The organism is Streptomyces sp. NPDC054887 (assembly GCF_053610585.1).
This window is the reverse complement of sequence record NZ_JBSGYQ010000013.1, coordinates 1-15,578: the sequence shown is the minus strand read 5'-3', so window position 1 is coordinate 15,578 and position 15,578 is coordinate 1. Positions and strand designations below refer to the sequence as shown.

General features: G+C 70.5%; 15 protein-coding genes. 11 read left to right on the top strand and 4 right to left on the bottom strand.

All coding sequences use genetic code 11. The features are described from left to right. Positions 1-8: 8 nt before the first annotated feature. Positions 9-659, bottom strand: coding sequence for an AIM24 family protein (locus ACWGH0_RS09920; protein ID WP_453403661.1), 651 nt, complete (start codon positions 657-659; stop codon positions 9-11). Beyond that, positions 659-1,297, bottom strand: a complete 639-nt coding sequence (locus ACWGH0_RS09915) for an AIM24 family protein (RefSeq protein ID WP_453403660.1) — start codon at positions 1,295-1,297, stop codon at positions 659-661. Before ACWGH0_RS09915 ends, ACWGH0_RS09920 begins: the two co-directional genes overlap by 1 nt. Positions 1,298-1,426: 129 nt before the next feature. On the opposite strand from ACWGH0_RS09915, the gene ACWGH0_RS09910 reads away from it, so the two are divergent. The 4 genes from ACWGH0_RS09910 (at position 1,427) to ACWGH0_RS09895 (ending at position 5,988) form a co-directional block, all read left to right on the top strand. Beyond that, the gene (locus ACWGH0_RS09910; RefSeq protein ID WP_453403659.1) at positions 1,427-1,771 is read left to right on the top strand and encodes a DUF3817 domain-containing protein; all 345 of its coding nucleotides are present in this window, start codon (positions 1,427-1,429) and stop codon (positions 1,769-1,771) included. Next, the gene (locus tag ACWGH0_RS09905; RefSeq protein ID WP_453403658.1) at positions 1,768-2,061 is read left to right on the top strand and encodes an MTH1187 family thiamine-binding protein; all 294 of its coding nucleotides are present in this window, start codon (positions 1,768-1,770) and stop codon (positions 2,059-2,061) included. The genes ACWGH0_RS09910 and ACWGH0_RS09905 overlap by 4 nt, the downstream gene beginning before the upstream one ends. A 195-nt stretch (positions 2,062-2,256) precedes the next feature. Beyond that, entirely contained in the window at positions 2,257-4,029 is a 1,773-nt protein-coding gene (locus tag ACWGH0_RS09900; RefSeq protein ID WP_453403657.1) for a glycosyltransferase family 2 protein, read from the top strand. Between the two features lie 3 nt (positions 4,030-4,032). Then, the gene (locus tag ACWGH0_RS09895) at positions 4,033-5,988 is read left to right on the top strand and encodes a galactose oxidase-like domain-containing protein (protein WP_453403656.1); all 1,956 of its coding nucleotides are present in this window, start codon (positions 4,033-4,035) and stop codon (positions 5,986-5,988) included. Between the two features lie 36 nt (positions 5,989-6,024). On the opposite strand, the gene ACWGH0_RS09890 is transcribed toward ACWGH0_RS09895, so the two are convergent. Next, positions 6,025-7,062: a glycoside hydrolase family 6 protein gene (locus ACWGH0_RS09890; protein ID WP_453403655.1), complete on the bottom strand. Its 1,038-nt coding sequence runs from the start codon at positions 7,060-7,062 to the stop codon at positions 6,025-6,027. A gap of 210 nt (positions 7,063-7,272) precedes the next feature. Here ACWGH0_RS09890 and ACWGH0_RS09885 point away from each other — a divergent pair, with 210 nt between their 5' ends. The 3 genes from ACWGH0_RS09885 (at position 7,273) to ACWGH0_RS09875 (ending at position 10,033) form a co-directional block, all read left to right on the top strand. Then, entirely contained in the window at positions 7,273-7,782 is a 510-nt protein-coding gene (locus ACWGH0_RS09885; protein WP_453403654.1) for a MarR family winged helix-turn-helix transcriptional regulator, read from the top strand. Positions 7,783-7,900: 118 nt separating this feature from the next. Next, a complete protein-coding gene (locus ACWGH0_RS09880; RefSeq protein ID WP_453403653.1) occupies positions 7,901-8,227 on the top strand; it encodes a DUF3817 domain-containing protein in 327 nt (108 codons plus the stop codon). Between the two features lie 105 nt (positions 8,228-8,332). Beyond that, a complete protein-coding gene (locus tag ACWGH0_RS09875) occupies positions 8,333-10,033 on the top strand; it encodes an acyl-CoA mutase large subunit family protein (protein WP_453403652.1) in 1,701 nt (566 codons plus the stop codon). A 234-nt stretch (positions 10,034-10,267) separates the two neighbouring features. On the opposite strand, the gene ACWGH0_RS09870 is transcribed toward ACWGH0_RS09875, so the two are convergent. Beyond that, positions 10,268-10,933, bottom strand: a complete 666-nt coding sequence (locus tag ACWGH0_RS09870; RefSeq protein WP_453403651.1) for a TetR/AcrR family transcriptional regulator — start codon at positions 10,931-10,933, stop codon at positions 10,268-10,270. A 395-nt stretch (positions 10,934-11,328) separates the two neighbouring features. Between ACWGH0_RS09870 and ACWGH0_RS09865 the strand changes: the two genes are divergently transcribed. The 4 genes from ACWGH0_RS09865 to ACWGH0_RS09850 all read left to right on the top strand — a co-directional run bounded on the left by ACWGH0_RS09865 (position 11,329) and on the right by ACWGH0_RS09850 (position 15,529). After that, the gene (locus ACWGH0_RS09865; protein WP_453403650.1) at positions 11,329-12,306 is read left to right on the top strand and encodes a tetratricopeptide repeat protein; all 978 of its coding nucleotides are present in this window, start codon (positions 11,329-11,331) and stop codon (positions 12,304-12,306) included. Positions 12,307-12,905: 599 nt separating this feature from the next. After that, positions 12,906-13,538 (top strand): DUF6230 family protein, encoded by a 633-nt coding sequence (locus tag ACWGH0_RS09860; protein WP_453403649.1) that lies wholly within the window; start codon positions 12,906-12,908, stop codon positions 13,536-13,538. 97 nt (positions 13,539-13,635) lie between these two features. After that, entirely contained in the window at positions 13,636-14,175 is a 540-nt protein-coding gene (locus ACWGH0_RS09855; RefSeq protein ID WP_453403648.1) for a DUF6114 domain-containing protein, read from the top strand. Further along, a complete protein-coding gene (locus tag ACWGH0_RS09850; RefSeq protein ID WP_453403755.1) occupies positions 14,165-15,529 on the top strand; it encodes a hypothetical protein in 1,365 nt (454 codons plus the stop codon). Before ACWGH0_RS09855 ends, ACWGH0_RS09850 begins: the two co-directional genes overlap by 11 nt. Positions 15,530-15,578 lie beyond the last annotated feature (49 nt).

Here is a 15,578-nt window from a genome sequence, read left to right as displayed (position 1 = left end):
GGGGGTGGTCACAGCTTCTCCTCCGACGCCTGTACGTACACCGTGCCGCTGCCGGACAGCTCCAGCTGGAACGCCTCGCCCGAGCCGCGGCCCACCATGTCGCGCCAGCCGAGCGCGGTGGAGAGCTTGTTGCGCACGTCGCCGCGGTGCGCGACGTACGCCTGCGGGTCCACGTGCACGGGGCGCTGCGGGGTGATCGGCACCTCGATCACCCCGCCGTGGGCCATCACGGCGACCGCCCCGTGACCCTGGAGCGTGGTGGTGAACAGGCCCTGGCCGGTCACCTGGCCGCGCACCATGCCCATGACGCCGCCCTGCGAGCCCATGAACATCGTCCCCTGGGCGAGGCTGCCGTCGAAGGCGAGGAGGCGGTCGGCCTCGACGTACAGCGTCTCGCCGGTGAGGGTGACGACCTGGATGTGGTGACCGCCGTGGCCGAACAGGACGGTGCCGGAGCCCTCCACCGTCATCAGGGGCGTGGCCTCGTTGGCGACCCTGCGGCCGATCATCGACATCACGCCGCCCTGGCCGCCCTGGATGTTCGGCGTGAACGACACGTCACCCTGGTACGCGAGCATCGCGCCGCGCTGGCTGAACATCTTCTGGCCGGGCGCGACCCGCGCCTCGACCATCTTCGAGTTGACCTCGCGGAACGGCATCAGACGTCGCCCCCCACGGTGTTGCGCTCGCTCGGCTGCACGTAGACCAGCCCCTCGCCCTCGAAGCGGATCTGGAACGCCTCGCCCGAGCCCTCGCCGATGAGGGTGCGGAAGTTGACACCCGACTGGAAGTGCTGCTGGAGGTTGCCCTGGTGGGCGATGTACGCGCCGGGGTCGACCTGGAGCGGGTACTGGGCGGACACGCGCAGCACGACCGCCGGGCCGTCCGACATGATCGCCGCCTGGCCGGTGCCCTCCACCGTCGTGGTGAACAGGCCGTTGCCGGTCGCCCCGCCGCGCAGCCCGGTGAAGGAGGTGCCGGTGCGCAGGCCCGCGTCCGTGCACAGGAGGTTGCTGGACTCGACGTACAGCTTGTCGCCGTGCAGCGTGACGAGATTGATCTCGCTCGCGCGGTCGGCGAACCAGCAGGTGCCGTGCCCCTTCACCTCCATCATCGTCATCTGCTCGCCGGTCAGGCGGCGGGTCACCATGCCGCGCACGCCCTCACCGCCGCCGGACATCTTCTTGAACGCCATCTGGCCGTCGTAGGCGACCATCGAGCCGTTCTTCGCCTTGACGGCGTCGCCGGTCATGTCGACGGCGAGCACCTTGCTGCCTTGCAGTCGGAACTGAGCCACGTGGGTGACGGTATCCCGTGACCCCGACCCTGATAAAGGGCGGTGGTGGGCGGCTGCCACAATGGTGACGAGCTTGTGCGTCCGTTCACAAGATCGACCGTTCCCTGCGACGACGAAGGTTGCCCCTCCGTGGACATCAAGACCGCTTCCGCACTCCGCCGCCTCCGCCTGGTGTCCGTACCCGAGGCCGTCTCCTTCCTGCTGCTGCTCGTCTGCTCGGTGCTCAAGCGCACCACGGAGTTCAACGCGGTGCCGGTCATGGGCGCGGTCCACGGCCTGCTCTTCGTCCTGTACGTCCTCTTCTGGGCCGACGCCTGGAACCGGGCGAAGTGGTCGCTGGGCACCGCCGCCTTCTACCTCGCCATGTCGGTCCTGCCGGCCGGCGGCTTCTTCGCCGACAAGCGCCTCAAGCGCGCGGCCGAGAACGCGGTCATCGCCTCCCGCGCCCGCAAGGAAGGCGTGGTCGGCGCATGATCGTCGCGTTCTCCGTCACCCCGCTGGGCGTCGGCGAGGACGTCGGGGAGTACGTCGCCGACGCGGTCCGCGTGGTCCGCGAGTCGGGACTGCCGAACCGCACCGACGCGATGTTCACCTCCGTCGAAGGCGAGTGGGACGAGGTGATGGACGTCGTGAAGCGTGCCGTAGCCGCCGTCGAGGCCCGCGCCCCGCGCGTGTCGCTGGTGCTGAAGGCGGACGTCCGGCCCGGCGTCACCGACGGTCTGACCTCCAAGGTCGAGACGGTGGAGCGCCATCTGGGCGCCTGAGCCCGCCCGACGAAACGAAGCCCCCGGCCGCCGACCCGCGGCCGGGGGCTTCGCCGTCCCTCCGTCGCACGGCCGTCCCGCCGTCGTTCAAACGGCCGGACGCCGAGAACCGCCCGCTCGGACGACCCGGTTCGACACGCCCACAGATGTCCACTTATGTGGGGGTATCGAACGCCCTCGACTGCGGGAGGCACAGTGCGGCCGGACGGCTACGACTACGACACGCACAGCCGGCTCGCCGGGCCGATGACGGAGCCCGGCGCCACCCGTTACCGGGTGCAGTACCGAAGTCTGATGGCGGGGGAGCCGCACCGAATACGCGCCGTACTGCTGATGACGCTCGCTCCGCTGCTCTCGGCGCTGCTGCTCGCCTACCTCGTCTGGCCCACGCACTGGACCGAACGCGAGGGCGGCGACCGGTGGCTGGTCCACCTCGACACGGTGATGCTGGCCTCGATCGCCCTGATCATGTTCTTCATGCTGGTCAACGTGGTGTCCATCGCGCACGCCACGATGGTCGCCAGGGACCCGATACCCGTGACGCCCGAACCGGGCACCCGGGTCGCGTTCCTCACGACGTACGTACCGGGCAAGGAAGCCCTGTCCATGGTGCGCGCCACCCTCGAAGGCGCGGTCCGGCTGCGGCACGACGGGCCGCTCGACGTCTGGCTCCTGGACGAGGGCGACGACGCACAGGCCCGGGCGCTCTGCGCCGAACTGGGCGTACGGCACTTCACCCGCAGCGGCGTACCGGAGTGGAACACCCGCAAGGGCCCGCACCGGGCGAAGACCAAGCACGGCAACTACAACGCCTGGCTCGCCATGCACGGCGACGCGTACGACTTCTTCGCCTGTGTCGACACCGACCACGTGCCGCTGGACAACTTCCTGGAGCGGATGCTCGGTTACTTCCGTGACCCGGACGTCGCCTTCGTCGTCGGACCGCAGGTGTACGGCAACTACGACTCCTGCGTCACCAAGGCCGCCGAGTCGCAGCAGTTCCTCTTCCACGCGCTGATCCAGCGGGCGGGCAACCGCTACGGCGCTCCGATGTTCGTCGGCACCAACAACGTCGTACGCGTACGTGCCCTCAAGCAGGTCGGCGGTCTCTACGACTCGATCACCGAGGACATGGCCACCGGCTTCGAGCTGCACCGCAGGAAGAACCGGGAGACCGGGCGCTTCTGGCGGTCCGTCTACACCCCGGACGTGCTGGCCGTCGGCGAGGGGCCGGCGTCCTGGACCGACTTCTTCACCCAGCAGCTGCGCTGGTCGCGCGGCACGTACGAGACCCTGTTCCGGCAGTTCTGGAAGGCGCCCTTCCGGGTGCCGCCGGGTCGGCTGCTCACGTACACCCTGATGCTCGTCTACTACCCGATGACCGCCGTGAACTGGGTCCTCGGCATCCTCAGTTGCGTCCTGTTCCTGTGGTTCGGGGCGTCCGGCACCCAGGTCTCCTCGTCGGTCTGGCTGATGCTCTACAGCGACGCGGCGGCCCTCCAGATCGGGTTGTACCTGTGGAACCGCCGCCACAACGTCTCGCCGCACGAGCCCGAGGGCTCCGGCGGCCTGGCCGGCATGGCGATGTCCGCGCTGTGCGCGCCGATCTACGCCAAGTCCCTCGGCTCGGCGGTGCTGCGCACCCGGGGCCGGTTCGTCGTCACCCCCAAGGGAGGCGAGGCCAGCCCCGACCGGCTGATGACGTTCCGCATCCACCTGTCCTGGGCCGCCGTGCTCGTCGCCTCGCTCGTCGCGTCCGTCCACCTCGGTCACACCCACGCGGCGATGCGCACCTGGGCCGTACTGGCCCTCGTCATCGCCCTCTCGCCGGTCGCCGTGTGGTGCTGGACCTCCGCACGCGAGCGCGCCGCCGTCAAGGCGCTCAGGCCGGCCAAGGGCCACCCGGGCGGCGCGGTACCGGGCGAGGAGCCGGAGCCCGCGCTCGCCACGACGACCGGAGGGAACTGACCCATGGCCTACCGGCCGACGCAGAAGTTCAAGAAGACCCTGCTGGGCGGCGGTGCGGTCGTGGTGCTCGCGGGACTCAACGCCCCGGCGGCGCTGACCTTCGTGGAGGAGAAGTACCACGCGTACAAGATCGCCCAACCCGGCTACAAGGCGCAGTACGGCTCCTGGTCGACCGTCGACATCCCAGAGAAGTACCGCACCAACGCGATCCACGCGGCCCTGCTCCACACCGGCAAGGTGCTGATCATCGCGGGCTCGGGCAACGAGCAGAAGAAGTTCGACGAGGGCACCTTCGAAACCGTGCTGTGGGACCCCAGGGACAACTCCTTCGAACTGGTCCCGACGCCCGAGGACTTCTTCTGCGCCGGCCACGCGCAACTGCCCGACGGGCGGTTGCTGGTGGCGGGCGGCACCGCGCGCTACGAGGTGCTGGGCGACCAGGTCATGCGCGCGGGCGGCGGCATGCGCGTCAAGAACGAGAACCCGGACAGGGCCGTCACCTTCAAGAAGGGCACCCGCTTCCGCTCGCCGTCCGGCGTCACGTACGTGTCGAAGTTCGACGTGACCGTGCCGAAGGCGAAGCGCGAGTTCAAGATCTCGTACGCCAAGAGCGGGCGCATGCTGCCCTGGAAGACCACGGTCAAGGCGGCCGAGGCACGGGTCTTCGTCGAGGCGGCGGAGGACGGGCCGCGGGCCGTCACGAAGGAGGCGGCGCAGTACGAGATCGTGGGGCTCAAGGGCGAGGACGCCGACAACGCGTACGGCCTCGCCGAGGCGATCACCATGGACAAGCAGGACTTCCAGGGGATCAGGGCGGCGTACGAGTTCGACCCGAAGGCGGAGCGGTACATACCCGTCGACCCCATGAAGGAGGCCCGCTGGTACCCGACGCTGGTCACCCTCCAGGACGGCAGGGTGCTCGCCGTCTCCGGCCTCGACGACGTGGGGGCGATCCTCTCCGGTGACAACGAGTACTACGACCCGAAGACGAAGAAGTGGTCGAAGGGGCCCTTCCGGTACTTCCCGACGTACCCGGCGCTCTTCCTCACCAAGGGCGGCAAGGTCTTCTACTCGGGGGCGAACGCCGGCTACGGGCCCGCCGACAAGGGCCGCGAGCCGGGCATCTGGGACCTGGAGAGCAACACCTTCAAGAAGGTCGGCGGGCTGACCGACCTCGACCAGACCGAGACGGCCGCCTCGCTGGTCCTGCCGCCCGCGCAGGACCAGCGGGTGATGATCCTCGGCGGCGGCGGGGTCGGCGAGTCCCAGAAGGCCACCGGCCGTACGGCGGTCATCGACCTGGACGAGGAGAGCCCGGTCTTCAAAACGGGCCCCCGACTGCCGCAGGGCACCAGGTACCTGAACAGCGTGATCATGCCGGACGACACCGTCTTCACCAGCGGCGGCTCCGCGGACTACCGGGGGCGCGGCGCGAGCAACATCCTGAAGGCGCAGTTCTACGACCCGAAGGCGAACGCCTTCAAGGAGGCGGCCGACCCCACGGTGGGCCGCAACTACCACTCCGAGGCGCTCCTGCTGCCCGACGGCCGGGTGGTGACCTTCGGCTCGGACTCGCTCTTCGGCGACAAGGCCAACACGAAGCTCGGCAAGTTCGAGCAGCGGATGGAGATCTACACGCCGCCCTACCTCTTCCGGGACAGGGCGCGGCGCCCGGTGCTCGGCGCCGGGCCGCGCGAGCTGCCGGCGTCGGGGGAGGCGACGTTCAGGACGGCGCACCCGGAGCGGGTCGCGCGGGCCAGGCTGATGCGGCCGAGCGCGGTGACCCACACGACGGACGTCGAACAGCGCTCGATCGAACTGCGCCTGCGCAAGGGGCGGAACGCGGTCACCGTGCGGGTGCCGGACGACAAGTCGCTGGTGCCGCCCGGCTGGTACATGCTCTTCGTCACCGACGCCGAGGGAACGCCGTCGGAGGCCAAGTGGATCCACGTACGGTGAGGGGCCGCGCTCAGGGCGCGGCGAACCCGGGCCGGCTCACGCCTTGGCGCGGCGGGCCAGGCCCAGGGCGTAGTCCGGCCACCAGGTGCCCGCGGCGGGGCCGCCGCGGCACTCGCCGTCCGAGTCGCCGGGCCGCTTGATCCACAGGTACGCGTCGAGCAGCGGATCGGCGGTGCGGTCGCTGGGCGGCGTACCGAGGGCGCGTCCGGTGGGATTGCACCAGGCGTCGCTGCGGCCGCCGGACAGGGGGCCGTTGCCGTTGCGGCTGCTGTCGATGACGTAGTGGGCGCCGCCGAGCAGGCCGGAGAGCTGCGAGCCGAAGGCCTTGACGGCGTCGTCGGTCTGGAAGTTCGAGACGTTCAGCGAGATGCCGTCGGCCTTGTCGACGCCGGAGCGCCGCAGCGGCTCCACGAGTTTGCCGGGGTCGTCGATCCAGGCCGGATTGCCGGCGTCCAGGTACACCTTCGTCTGCGGCTGCCGCTTCAGCCGGTCGACGGCGTCGGCGAGCAGGGCGGTGCGCTCGTCGTGCTCCTCGGGCGGCGTGCAGCCGTCCACGATGTGCGCCACGGCGTCCGGCTCCAGGATCACGATGGCCGGGGCGGACCCGATGCTGTCCGCGAACGCGCCGATCCAGCGCCGGTAGGCGTCCGCGTCGGCGGCGCCGCCGGCGGAGTGCTGGCCGCAGTCGCGGTGCGGGATGTTGTACGCGACGAGCACGACGGTCCGCGCGTCCCCGGCCGCGCCGCGCACGGCCCTGCGGATGCCGGGCGCCGGATCGTCACCGGCGGGCCAGTCCGCGACCGGCCGCTCCGCGATCCGCCGCAGCACGTCCGCGTCGGCGCGGCGGCCCTGCGCGTCCCACGCCCTGACCTGGCGGGCGGCGTCGCTCTCCGGATCCACCCAGTACGGCGACGCGTCCCGGCCCCTTTCCCGGACCTGGCTGCCGGACGCGGCGGCGGACTCGCCCGCCCGTCCCGGCCCCGCGTCGCCGGAGTCGGAGCACCCGGCGACGCCGAGCACGAGGAGGGCGAGTGCTGCGGCGGTGAGCGCACGGAACGGTCTGCGGCCGGACATCCAGCCCCCTTGAACGGTTCGACTGGGCGAGGACAGGGACCGGGCAATAGTTGCATAACGCCCGTATCGCCCACGGCTACGACACCGGCGCCGCCGGTGAACGTCCGGTGGTGTGCGGGCGGGTCGCGAGAATGCGCGCGGAAGGGCCGAATCCGACCGAAGCGCGAGACGGGGATGTTCACCATATGACCGGCCGGTAAGGTCGACGCCGTGCCGAAGCCGCTCAGCCTCCCCTTCGATCCCATCGCCAGAGCCGACGAACTCTGGCAGCAGCGCTGGGGACCCGTCCCCTCGATGGCCGCGATCACCTCCATCATGCGCGCGCACCAGATCCTGCTCGCCGAGGTCGACGCCGTCGTCAAGCCGTACGGGCTGACCTTCGCGCGGTACGAGGCGCTGGTGCTGCTCACCTTCTCCAAGCAGGGCGAACTGCCGATGTCCAAGATCGGCGAGCGGCTGATGGTGCACCCCACGTCCGTCACCAACACCGTCGACCGGCTCGTGAAGTCCGGCCTCGTCGACAAGCGCCCCAACCCGAACGACGGCCGCGGCACCCTCGCCTCCATCACCGGCAAGGGCCGGGACGTGGTCGAGGCGGCGACCCGCGACCTGATGGCGATGGACTTCGGGCTCGGTGCGTACGACGCGGAGGAGTGCGCGGAGATCTTCGCGATGCTGCGGCCGCTGCGGGTGGCGGCGCACGACTTCGAGGAGAAGTAGGGCTCTGCCAGGAGGGGCGGCGGGGGGCCTGCGCCCGGGTGGTGCCGACGCCGACACGGCGGCGCCCGCCGCCCGCCCCGCCCGAAGATCGCCCCTTGCGTCCGGTTACGCTCAATGCATGAAGTCGAATGTGCTGTCCCGCTACCGGGTGATGGCGTACATCACCGCCGTCTGGCTGCTGGTGTTCACCGCCGCGATCATCGCGAAGTACGGGTTCCAGACCGGCGACACCATGCTGATCTCCCAGATCCACGGTGTGCTGTTCATCGTCTACGTGGTGTTCGCCTTCGATCTCGGCACCAAGGCGAAGTGGCCGTTCGGCAAGCTGCTGTGGGTGCTGGCGGCCGGCTGCATCCCGTTCGCCTCGTTCTTCGTCGAACCGAAGATCACGCGCGAGGCCCGCGCGCTGGTGACGGACGTCACCCCGGCCACGGCGAAGGCGTAACAGACCGCCGCGAGCAGCGCGGTCGCCGCGATCCCACCGCCACGAGCGAGGCTCGTGGCGGTTTGCCATCGACATTTACTAGGACGTCCTAGTAAATTCGAAGGTATGGACGCTGAAGCGATCGAGGAAGGCCGCCGCCGCTGGCAGGCCCGTTACGACAAGGCCCGCAAGCGCGACGCGGACTTCACCACGCTCTCCGGAGACCCGGTCGACCCGGCGTACGGGCCGCGCCCCGGTGACACGTACGAGGGCTTCGAGCGGATCGGGTGGCCGGGGGAGTACCCCTTCACCCGCGGTCTGCACCCGACCGGCTACCGGGGCCGTACCTGGACCATCCGCCAGTTCGCCGGGTTCGGCAACGCCGAGCAGACGAACGAGCGCTACAAGATGATCCTGGCGAACGGCGGCGGCGGCCTCTCCGTCGCCTTCGACATGCCGACGCTGATGGGACGGGACTCCGACGAGCCCAAGTCGCTGGGCGAGGTCGGCCACTGCGGTGTGGCGATCGACTCCGCCGCCGACATGGAGGTCCTGTTCAAGGACATCCCGCTGGGCGACGTCACGACGTCCATGACGATCAGCGGCCCGGCGGTGCCGGTCTTCTGCATGTACCTCGTCGCGGCGGAGCGGCAGGGCGTGGACCCCGCGGTCCTCAACGGCACGCTTCAGACCGACATCTTCAAGGAGTACATCGCCCAGAAGGAGTGGCTCTTCCAGCCCGAGCCGCACCTGCGCCTGATCGGCGACCTGATGGAGCACTGCGCGCGCACGATCCCCGCGTACAAGCCCCTGTCGGTCTCCGGGTACCACATCCGCGAGGCCGGAGCGACGGCCGCGCAGGAACTGGCGTACACGCTGGCCGACGGTTTCGGGTACGTCGAGCTGGGGCTCAGCCGGGGCATGGACGTGGACCACTTCGCGCCGGGCCTGTCGTTCTTCTTCGACGCGCACGTGGACTTCTTCGAGGAGATCGCGAAGTTCCGCGCGGCGCGGCGCATCTGGGCCCGCTGGATGCGGGACGTGTACGGCGCGCAGACCGACAAGGCGCAGTGGCTGCGGTTCCACACGCAGACGGCGGGCGTCTCGCTGACCGCGCAGCAGCCGTACAACAACGTCGTGCGTACGGCGGTCGAGGCGCTCGCGGCGGTGCTCGGCGGCACGAACTCCCTCCACACGAACGCGCTGGACGAGACACTCGCCCTGCCGAGCGAGCAGGCGGCGGAGATCGCGCTGCGGACCCAGCAGGTGCTGATGGAGGAGACGGGCGTCGCCAACGTGGCGGACCCGCTGGGCGGCTCCTGGTACATCGAGCAGCTGACGGACCGCATCGAGGCGGACGCGGAGAAGATCTTCGACCAGATCAAGGAGCGCGGTCTGCGGGCGCACCCGGACGGCCGCCACCCGATCGGCCCCATGACGTCGGGCATCCTGCGCGGCATCGAGGACGGCTGGTTCACCGGCGAGATCGCGGAGTCGGCGTTCCAGTACCAGCGGTCGGTGGAGAAGGGCGACAAGCGGGTCGTGGGCGTGAACTGCCACCACGGGTCGGTGACGGGCGACCTGGAGATCCTGCGGGTGAGCCACGAGGTGGAGCGCGTACAGGTCCAGACGCTCGCGGAACGCAAGGCGGCCCGCGACGACGCGAAGGTGCGGGCCTCGCTGGACGCGCTGCTCGCGGCGGCGCGCGACGGCTCGAACATGATCGAGCCGATGCTGACGGCGGTACGGGCGGAAGCGACCCTCGGCGAGATCTGCGGCGTACTGCGGGACGAGTGGGGGGTCTACACGGAGCCGCCGGGGTTCTGACAGGCGGGATGCGGGCCGCGACTCGGTGGGGCGACGGGTCGCGGCCCGCTTCGGTGCGTCCGTCGGGGGTGTCGGCGTCGGGGCGTCGAGGGCGTCGGGGGCGTCGGGGGTGGGACGAAACGCGCACGCGGACTGTGGGGGCGTTACGCGTGTGCTTTACGGGGTGGGTGGGGTGTGGTGGCTCCGGATGTGCGGAGTTCGTCCCGTCGCCTCTGCGGAGCCGCCGGCCGGCGCTCAGCGGTGCGGCGGCGCCTCGGGTGGTGACGGTGGCTGGGGGGCCGCTGTGAGGCCGGTGACCAGGAGGAGGGTGAAGCTGCGGGCCCACTCCGCGTCCACCGGTTCCGCGCTGACCAGCGCCCGGTGGACGACGGCGCCGGCGATGACGTCGAAGATGAGGTCCGCGTTGCGGGCCGCCTGGGCGGGGTCGTCCTCGTACGGCAGCTCGCCGCGGGCCTGCGCGCGTTCCCGTCCGAGCAGGACCAGGCGCTTCTGACGGTCGACGATCGCCGAGCGGATGCGCTCGCGCAGGGCCTCGTCGCGGGTGGACTCCGCGACCACCGCCATCAGGGCGGTCTTCGCCTCCGGGCGGTCGAGCAGCGCGGCGAACTGGAGCACCACTCCCTCGACGTCCGCCATCAGGCTGCCCCGGTCGGGCAGCCTCAGCTCGTCGAAGAGGACGGCCACGGCGTCGACGACGAGCTCGCTGCGGTTCGCCCACCGGCGGTACAGCGTCGTCTTGGCGACGCCCGCCCGGCTCGCCACATCGCCCATCGTCAGCTTGGACCAGCCGAGTTCGACCAGTGCCGCCCGGGTCGCCCGGAGGATCGCGGCGTGCGCCTCGACGCTGCGGGGGCGCCCGGTGCGGGCTGTGGGGGAGGACGGGGTGTCGCTGAGCGGCATGCCCGCGACCATACCGGCCGGTAGGTGACTCGGCTCCGTGAGCCAGATCACCGTGGGGGGCTGTTGGGGTGGCCGGCTTTCGAGTTACGCTACGAGGCGTAGCGAAAGCATGATCGCTCCTGCCGGACGGGATGGGCAGGCGACAGCCGGAGCTGCGACCGGAGCGACGACCAAAGTGGTGCAAGTACGGGCGCGTGGGTGGGGACCCCGTGCCGCGAAGTGGTCCTTCAGGGGCCTTGGGCCGTGTTCGCTCGTGCGCCTCGCAACCGGCGGGGGGACGCGGGCGGGCGCGGTTCGTGTATCCGGTGGCGGTTCGGTGGCCGTATCGGCACGCGGCGGGCACCGGACGGGCACGAGTTTTTCTTTACCGCGCGCGAAAGGGGGAGGATGTACGCATGCAGCCTAGGAACATGTCCATGAGCGGCGTCGTCGACCTCGCCGCGGTGAAGGCGGCCGGCGAAGCCCGGCAGAAGGCGGAGCAGGCGCGTGCCGAGGCCGCCCGGAACGGCGGCGGTGGCGGAGTGGCCCCGTCGAGCCTGGTGATCGATGTCGACGAGGCCGGTTTTGAGCGCGATGTCCTCCAGCGCTCCGCCGAAGTCCCGGTCGTCATCGACTTCTGGGCCGAGTGGTGCGAACCGTGCAAGCAGCTCGGCCCGCTTCTCGAACGCCTCGCCCTCCAGTACAACGGTCGCTTCCTCCTGGCCAAGGTGGATGTCGACGCCAACCAGATGCTGATGCAGCAGTTCGGGATCCAGGGCATCCCGGCGGTCTTCGCGGTGGTCGCCGGGCAGGCGCTGCCGCTCTTCCAGGGCGCGGCCCCCGAGGCGCAGATCCGCGAGACGCTGGACCAGTTGATCCAGGTCGCCGAGGAGCGTTTCGGCCTGACCGGCATCGCCGTCGACGCGGAGGCCGGCGCGCCGGCCGCGTCGGCCGCGGCGGCCGAGGTTCCGGCCGGTCCGTACGACGCGCTGCTCGAAGCGGCGGCGCGGGCGCTGGACGCGAACGACTTCGGCGGCGCGGTGCAGGCGTACAAGAACGTGCTCGTCGACGATCCCGGCAACACCGAGGCCAAGTTGGGCCTCGCGCAGGCCGAACTGCTGGCGCGGGTCCAGGGCCTGGACCCGCAGCAGGTCCGCAAGGACGCCGCCGAGAGTCCGGCCGACGTGAGCGCGCAGATCGCCGCGGCCGACCTGGACCTGGTCGGCGGTCACGTCGAGGACGCCTTCGGGCGGTTGGTCGAGACGGTGCGGCGTACGGCGGGCGACGACCGCGACGCCGCGCGGGTGCGGCTGCTGGAGCTGTTCGAGGTCATCGGCGGCGACGACCCGCGGGTCGCGCAGGCGCGTGCGGCGCTGGCCCGCGTGCTCTTCTGACCGGCGTTTCCACCGGTGGCGCCCCTGGGGCAGCCGCTGTTGATTTGGCGACACAGTGACATCGAGCGGCCGCGCTTTACCGAAACTTGGTAAACGCGGCCGCTGTTACTGGCAGTAAGGCGATCAAGATGTTCTGCCCGTTTCTGGGCGGCAATCACTGCGTTTTTCCCGTCACTTGACGGCACCGTCCGGGCCTTGCGGATGCCGGGTGGTCGCGCATCGGTTATACGGCCGTTACTAGCGAGTAACGAACCCCCTTGTGCCCCGGCCGCGAATGGACCACGATCGGCCACGCTCGGTCCAATACCGCACCAGCCCGACAGCCAATCGGTGCTCGCGGTCCCGTGGGTCCCCACCGAGCCGGCCGGCGGCAGTGACGCCGGCCGTGGACAGGGGGGTCTCTGCCGAACGGCGGGGCCTGTCCAGCAGGTTGCGCGAACGCGTGGCCAGTGGTTGTCGCTCGGGGGTGATCGCCGGTGATTCGGAAGTCGTTCGCGCCTCCGATACGGGCGCTCTCCTTCCCGAGGACGTAGCACTTCTCCCATCCCCCTGCGGGCAGAGCCCGTACCGGAGATGTACGTCCGAGAAGGAGGAAAGTCATGGAGTCTGCAGTTCGTGGCGGTACCAGATGGAAGCGGTTCGCCGTCGTCATGGTGCCGAGCGTGGCCGCGACGGCCGCGATAGGCGTCGCCCTGGCACAGGGTGCGCTCGCGGCGTCGTTCAGCGTCTCGGGCCAGAGCTTCAAGGTCAGCGCGGAGAGGCTCGAAGGTAAGGGCTTCTTCCAGTACGGCGGAATGGCCGAAGGCACCGACCTCGAGGGCAACAAGGCTGCCCACCCGGTCGCGGTGTCGGCGTTCAAGACCGCCGAGATCACCAAGATGTGTCAGTCGGTCGTGACGCCCAACGTCCCGGTCTTCGGCAACATCTCTCTCCAGCTCACGGCTGGAGGAAACGGTACGCCGGTCAAGGCGGAGAACCTCTACCTGGATGTCGAGGAGCTTGGCGCCAACGCCACGTTCAAGAACATCGACATCGGCGTGGCGGCGGGCAAGGCCACCAAGGGACCGGGTATCCAGCCGGGCACCCGGGCCAACCCGTACGGCTTCTCGCAGCAGGCCGACTCGGCCGTGCTGACCGACGTGAAGCAGAAGGCCTGGGCCACCACGGCCGGCACCTTCAAGCTCAGTGGTCTGAGCATGAAGCTGCACAAGGGCGTCAAGGAGTGCTACTAAGCACTCCCTCTGCGGGCGGGACACGTGACACGTCGTCCCGCCCGCTCCCCCTCCCTCATCTCTGCACAGCAACACCGGTTCCAGGGAGCTGTTTTCCATGAGCGCCGAGTCCTCGGGTCCGAGCCGCGACTTCACCTACTGGCGGCTGCGCTTCCGCGCCTGGCGGGGCGGCCGGCCGTTCTGGGCGGGTCTGCTCACCGTTCTGGGCGGCGTGCCGATCGCCTGGCTGCCGTACGCCGAGATCAAGATCGGCCATCTCACGATGGCCATGGCCACCACGGCGGGAGCGGGCTCGCTGATCATCGGCGTACTGCTCGTCACCCTCGGCCTGACCATGTGGTACCACCACATCGTCCGGGTCTTCGCGGGCGTCGCCTCGATTCTGCTGGCGCTCGTCTCGATCCCCGTGTCCAACCTGGGCGGCTTCGGAGTCGGCTTCCTGCTGGCGCTGACCGGCGGAGCCCTGTCCATCTCCTGGGCCCCGGCCAAGCCGGACGCGCCCGTCGAGTACGCGCCGCCGGCCGGCGAGGTCCCGCCCCCGGGCGACGAGCCGGCCGGAATCCCGGGCGGCACGGACCACACGTACACAAGCGACACATCCGTTGACGCCAATGGCGGGAGGAACAGTGCGGGGTGACGAGGCGGAGCTGACCGCGGCCGGAGGCGACCGGACCCGTGAAAGAAGCGGGCCGCGTCACGCGGCCCCCAGGAAATCGCTCCTGACGAAGCTGCAGATACCCGCGGGCAAGGCGATGGCCCTGGCCGCGATGCCCACGGCGGTGTTCGTCGGCATGGGGCTCACCCCCAAGCTGGCGCTCGCCGACGACCAGGTGACGAACCCCTTCGCCCCCGGACCGTGCGTCACCCGCTCGGACACCCCGGAACCGGACGCCTCCGAGTCCGCGTCCCCCTCGGCCACGCCCACACCCACGGCGACCCCGAGCCCGGACACCACGCCCGACAAGCCGGTCGAGACGCCGGACGCCGGCGGGACGCCGCAGCCGGGCGAGACCCCGGACCCGGGCGCGAGCAGCAGCGCGCCGGCCATCGAGCCCGTCGAGGAGCCGGAGGCGGGCGAGGCCGCGACGAAGGACCCCGCGCCGGAGCCGGCCGAGAGCGAGAGCGTGAACCCGCTCGACCCGCTGGGCGTGGGCGACGCGATCAAGGACGTACTCGACGGGCCGGACGAGGAGCCCGCCGCTCCGGAGCCCTCCGAGACGGAGGACGCCGACGGCGGCGCGACCGCCGAGCCGGACGCCGGGGAGCCCGAGGCCGAGAAGCCGGCCGCCGAGAAGCCCGGTGAGGCCGAGAAGCCCGCGGGCGGCACGGCCGGTGGCACCGACGCGGCCGACAAGACCGCGGACGCCATCAGGGAAGCCGCCGACAAGGCGGGCGCCAAGGTCGAGGAACTCGACGACGAGGCCAAGGGCACCGCGGAGGACGACGGCAAGGCGGACGGCAAGGACGACGGCAAGGCCGACGACCCGGCCGCCGGCGGCAAGGAGCCCTTCCCCTGCCCGACCGCGGACCCCGAGGCCCTCGCGAACGCCGAGCTCGAACAGGGCATTCCGGACCTGCCCGACGAGCCGTGGATCCTGGAGAGCTCGATGCTCACCCTGCGCGGACTCGACTACAAGGGCGTCGTCGAGGTCAGGACCGGCAGCGGCAGGATCAAGAAGGTCCTGAAGTTCACCGCCGAGGAAACCGACATCAACGACCTGCACCAGAAGGTCGTCGGACCGAACGGCACCACGGCGCACGTGCAGGCCGCGCGGGGTTCCAAGTCGACCCTCCGCGACGGCACCGTGACCATGTACACGGAGGAGCTGAAGGGCAATCTCTTCGGCCTCATCCCGATCACCTTCAGCCCGGAGACCCCGCCTCCGCTGAACGTCCCGATCGCCATGTTCACGAAGGTCAAGGTGACCCAGGCCGGCCAGTTCGGCGGCACGCTCAAGGTCCCCGGCCTGCACAACTACTACACCGGCTGATCCACGGGCCGGTACGCGAACGGCGGCGGCCCGCCCCCCGGTACAGGGG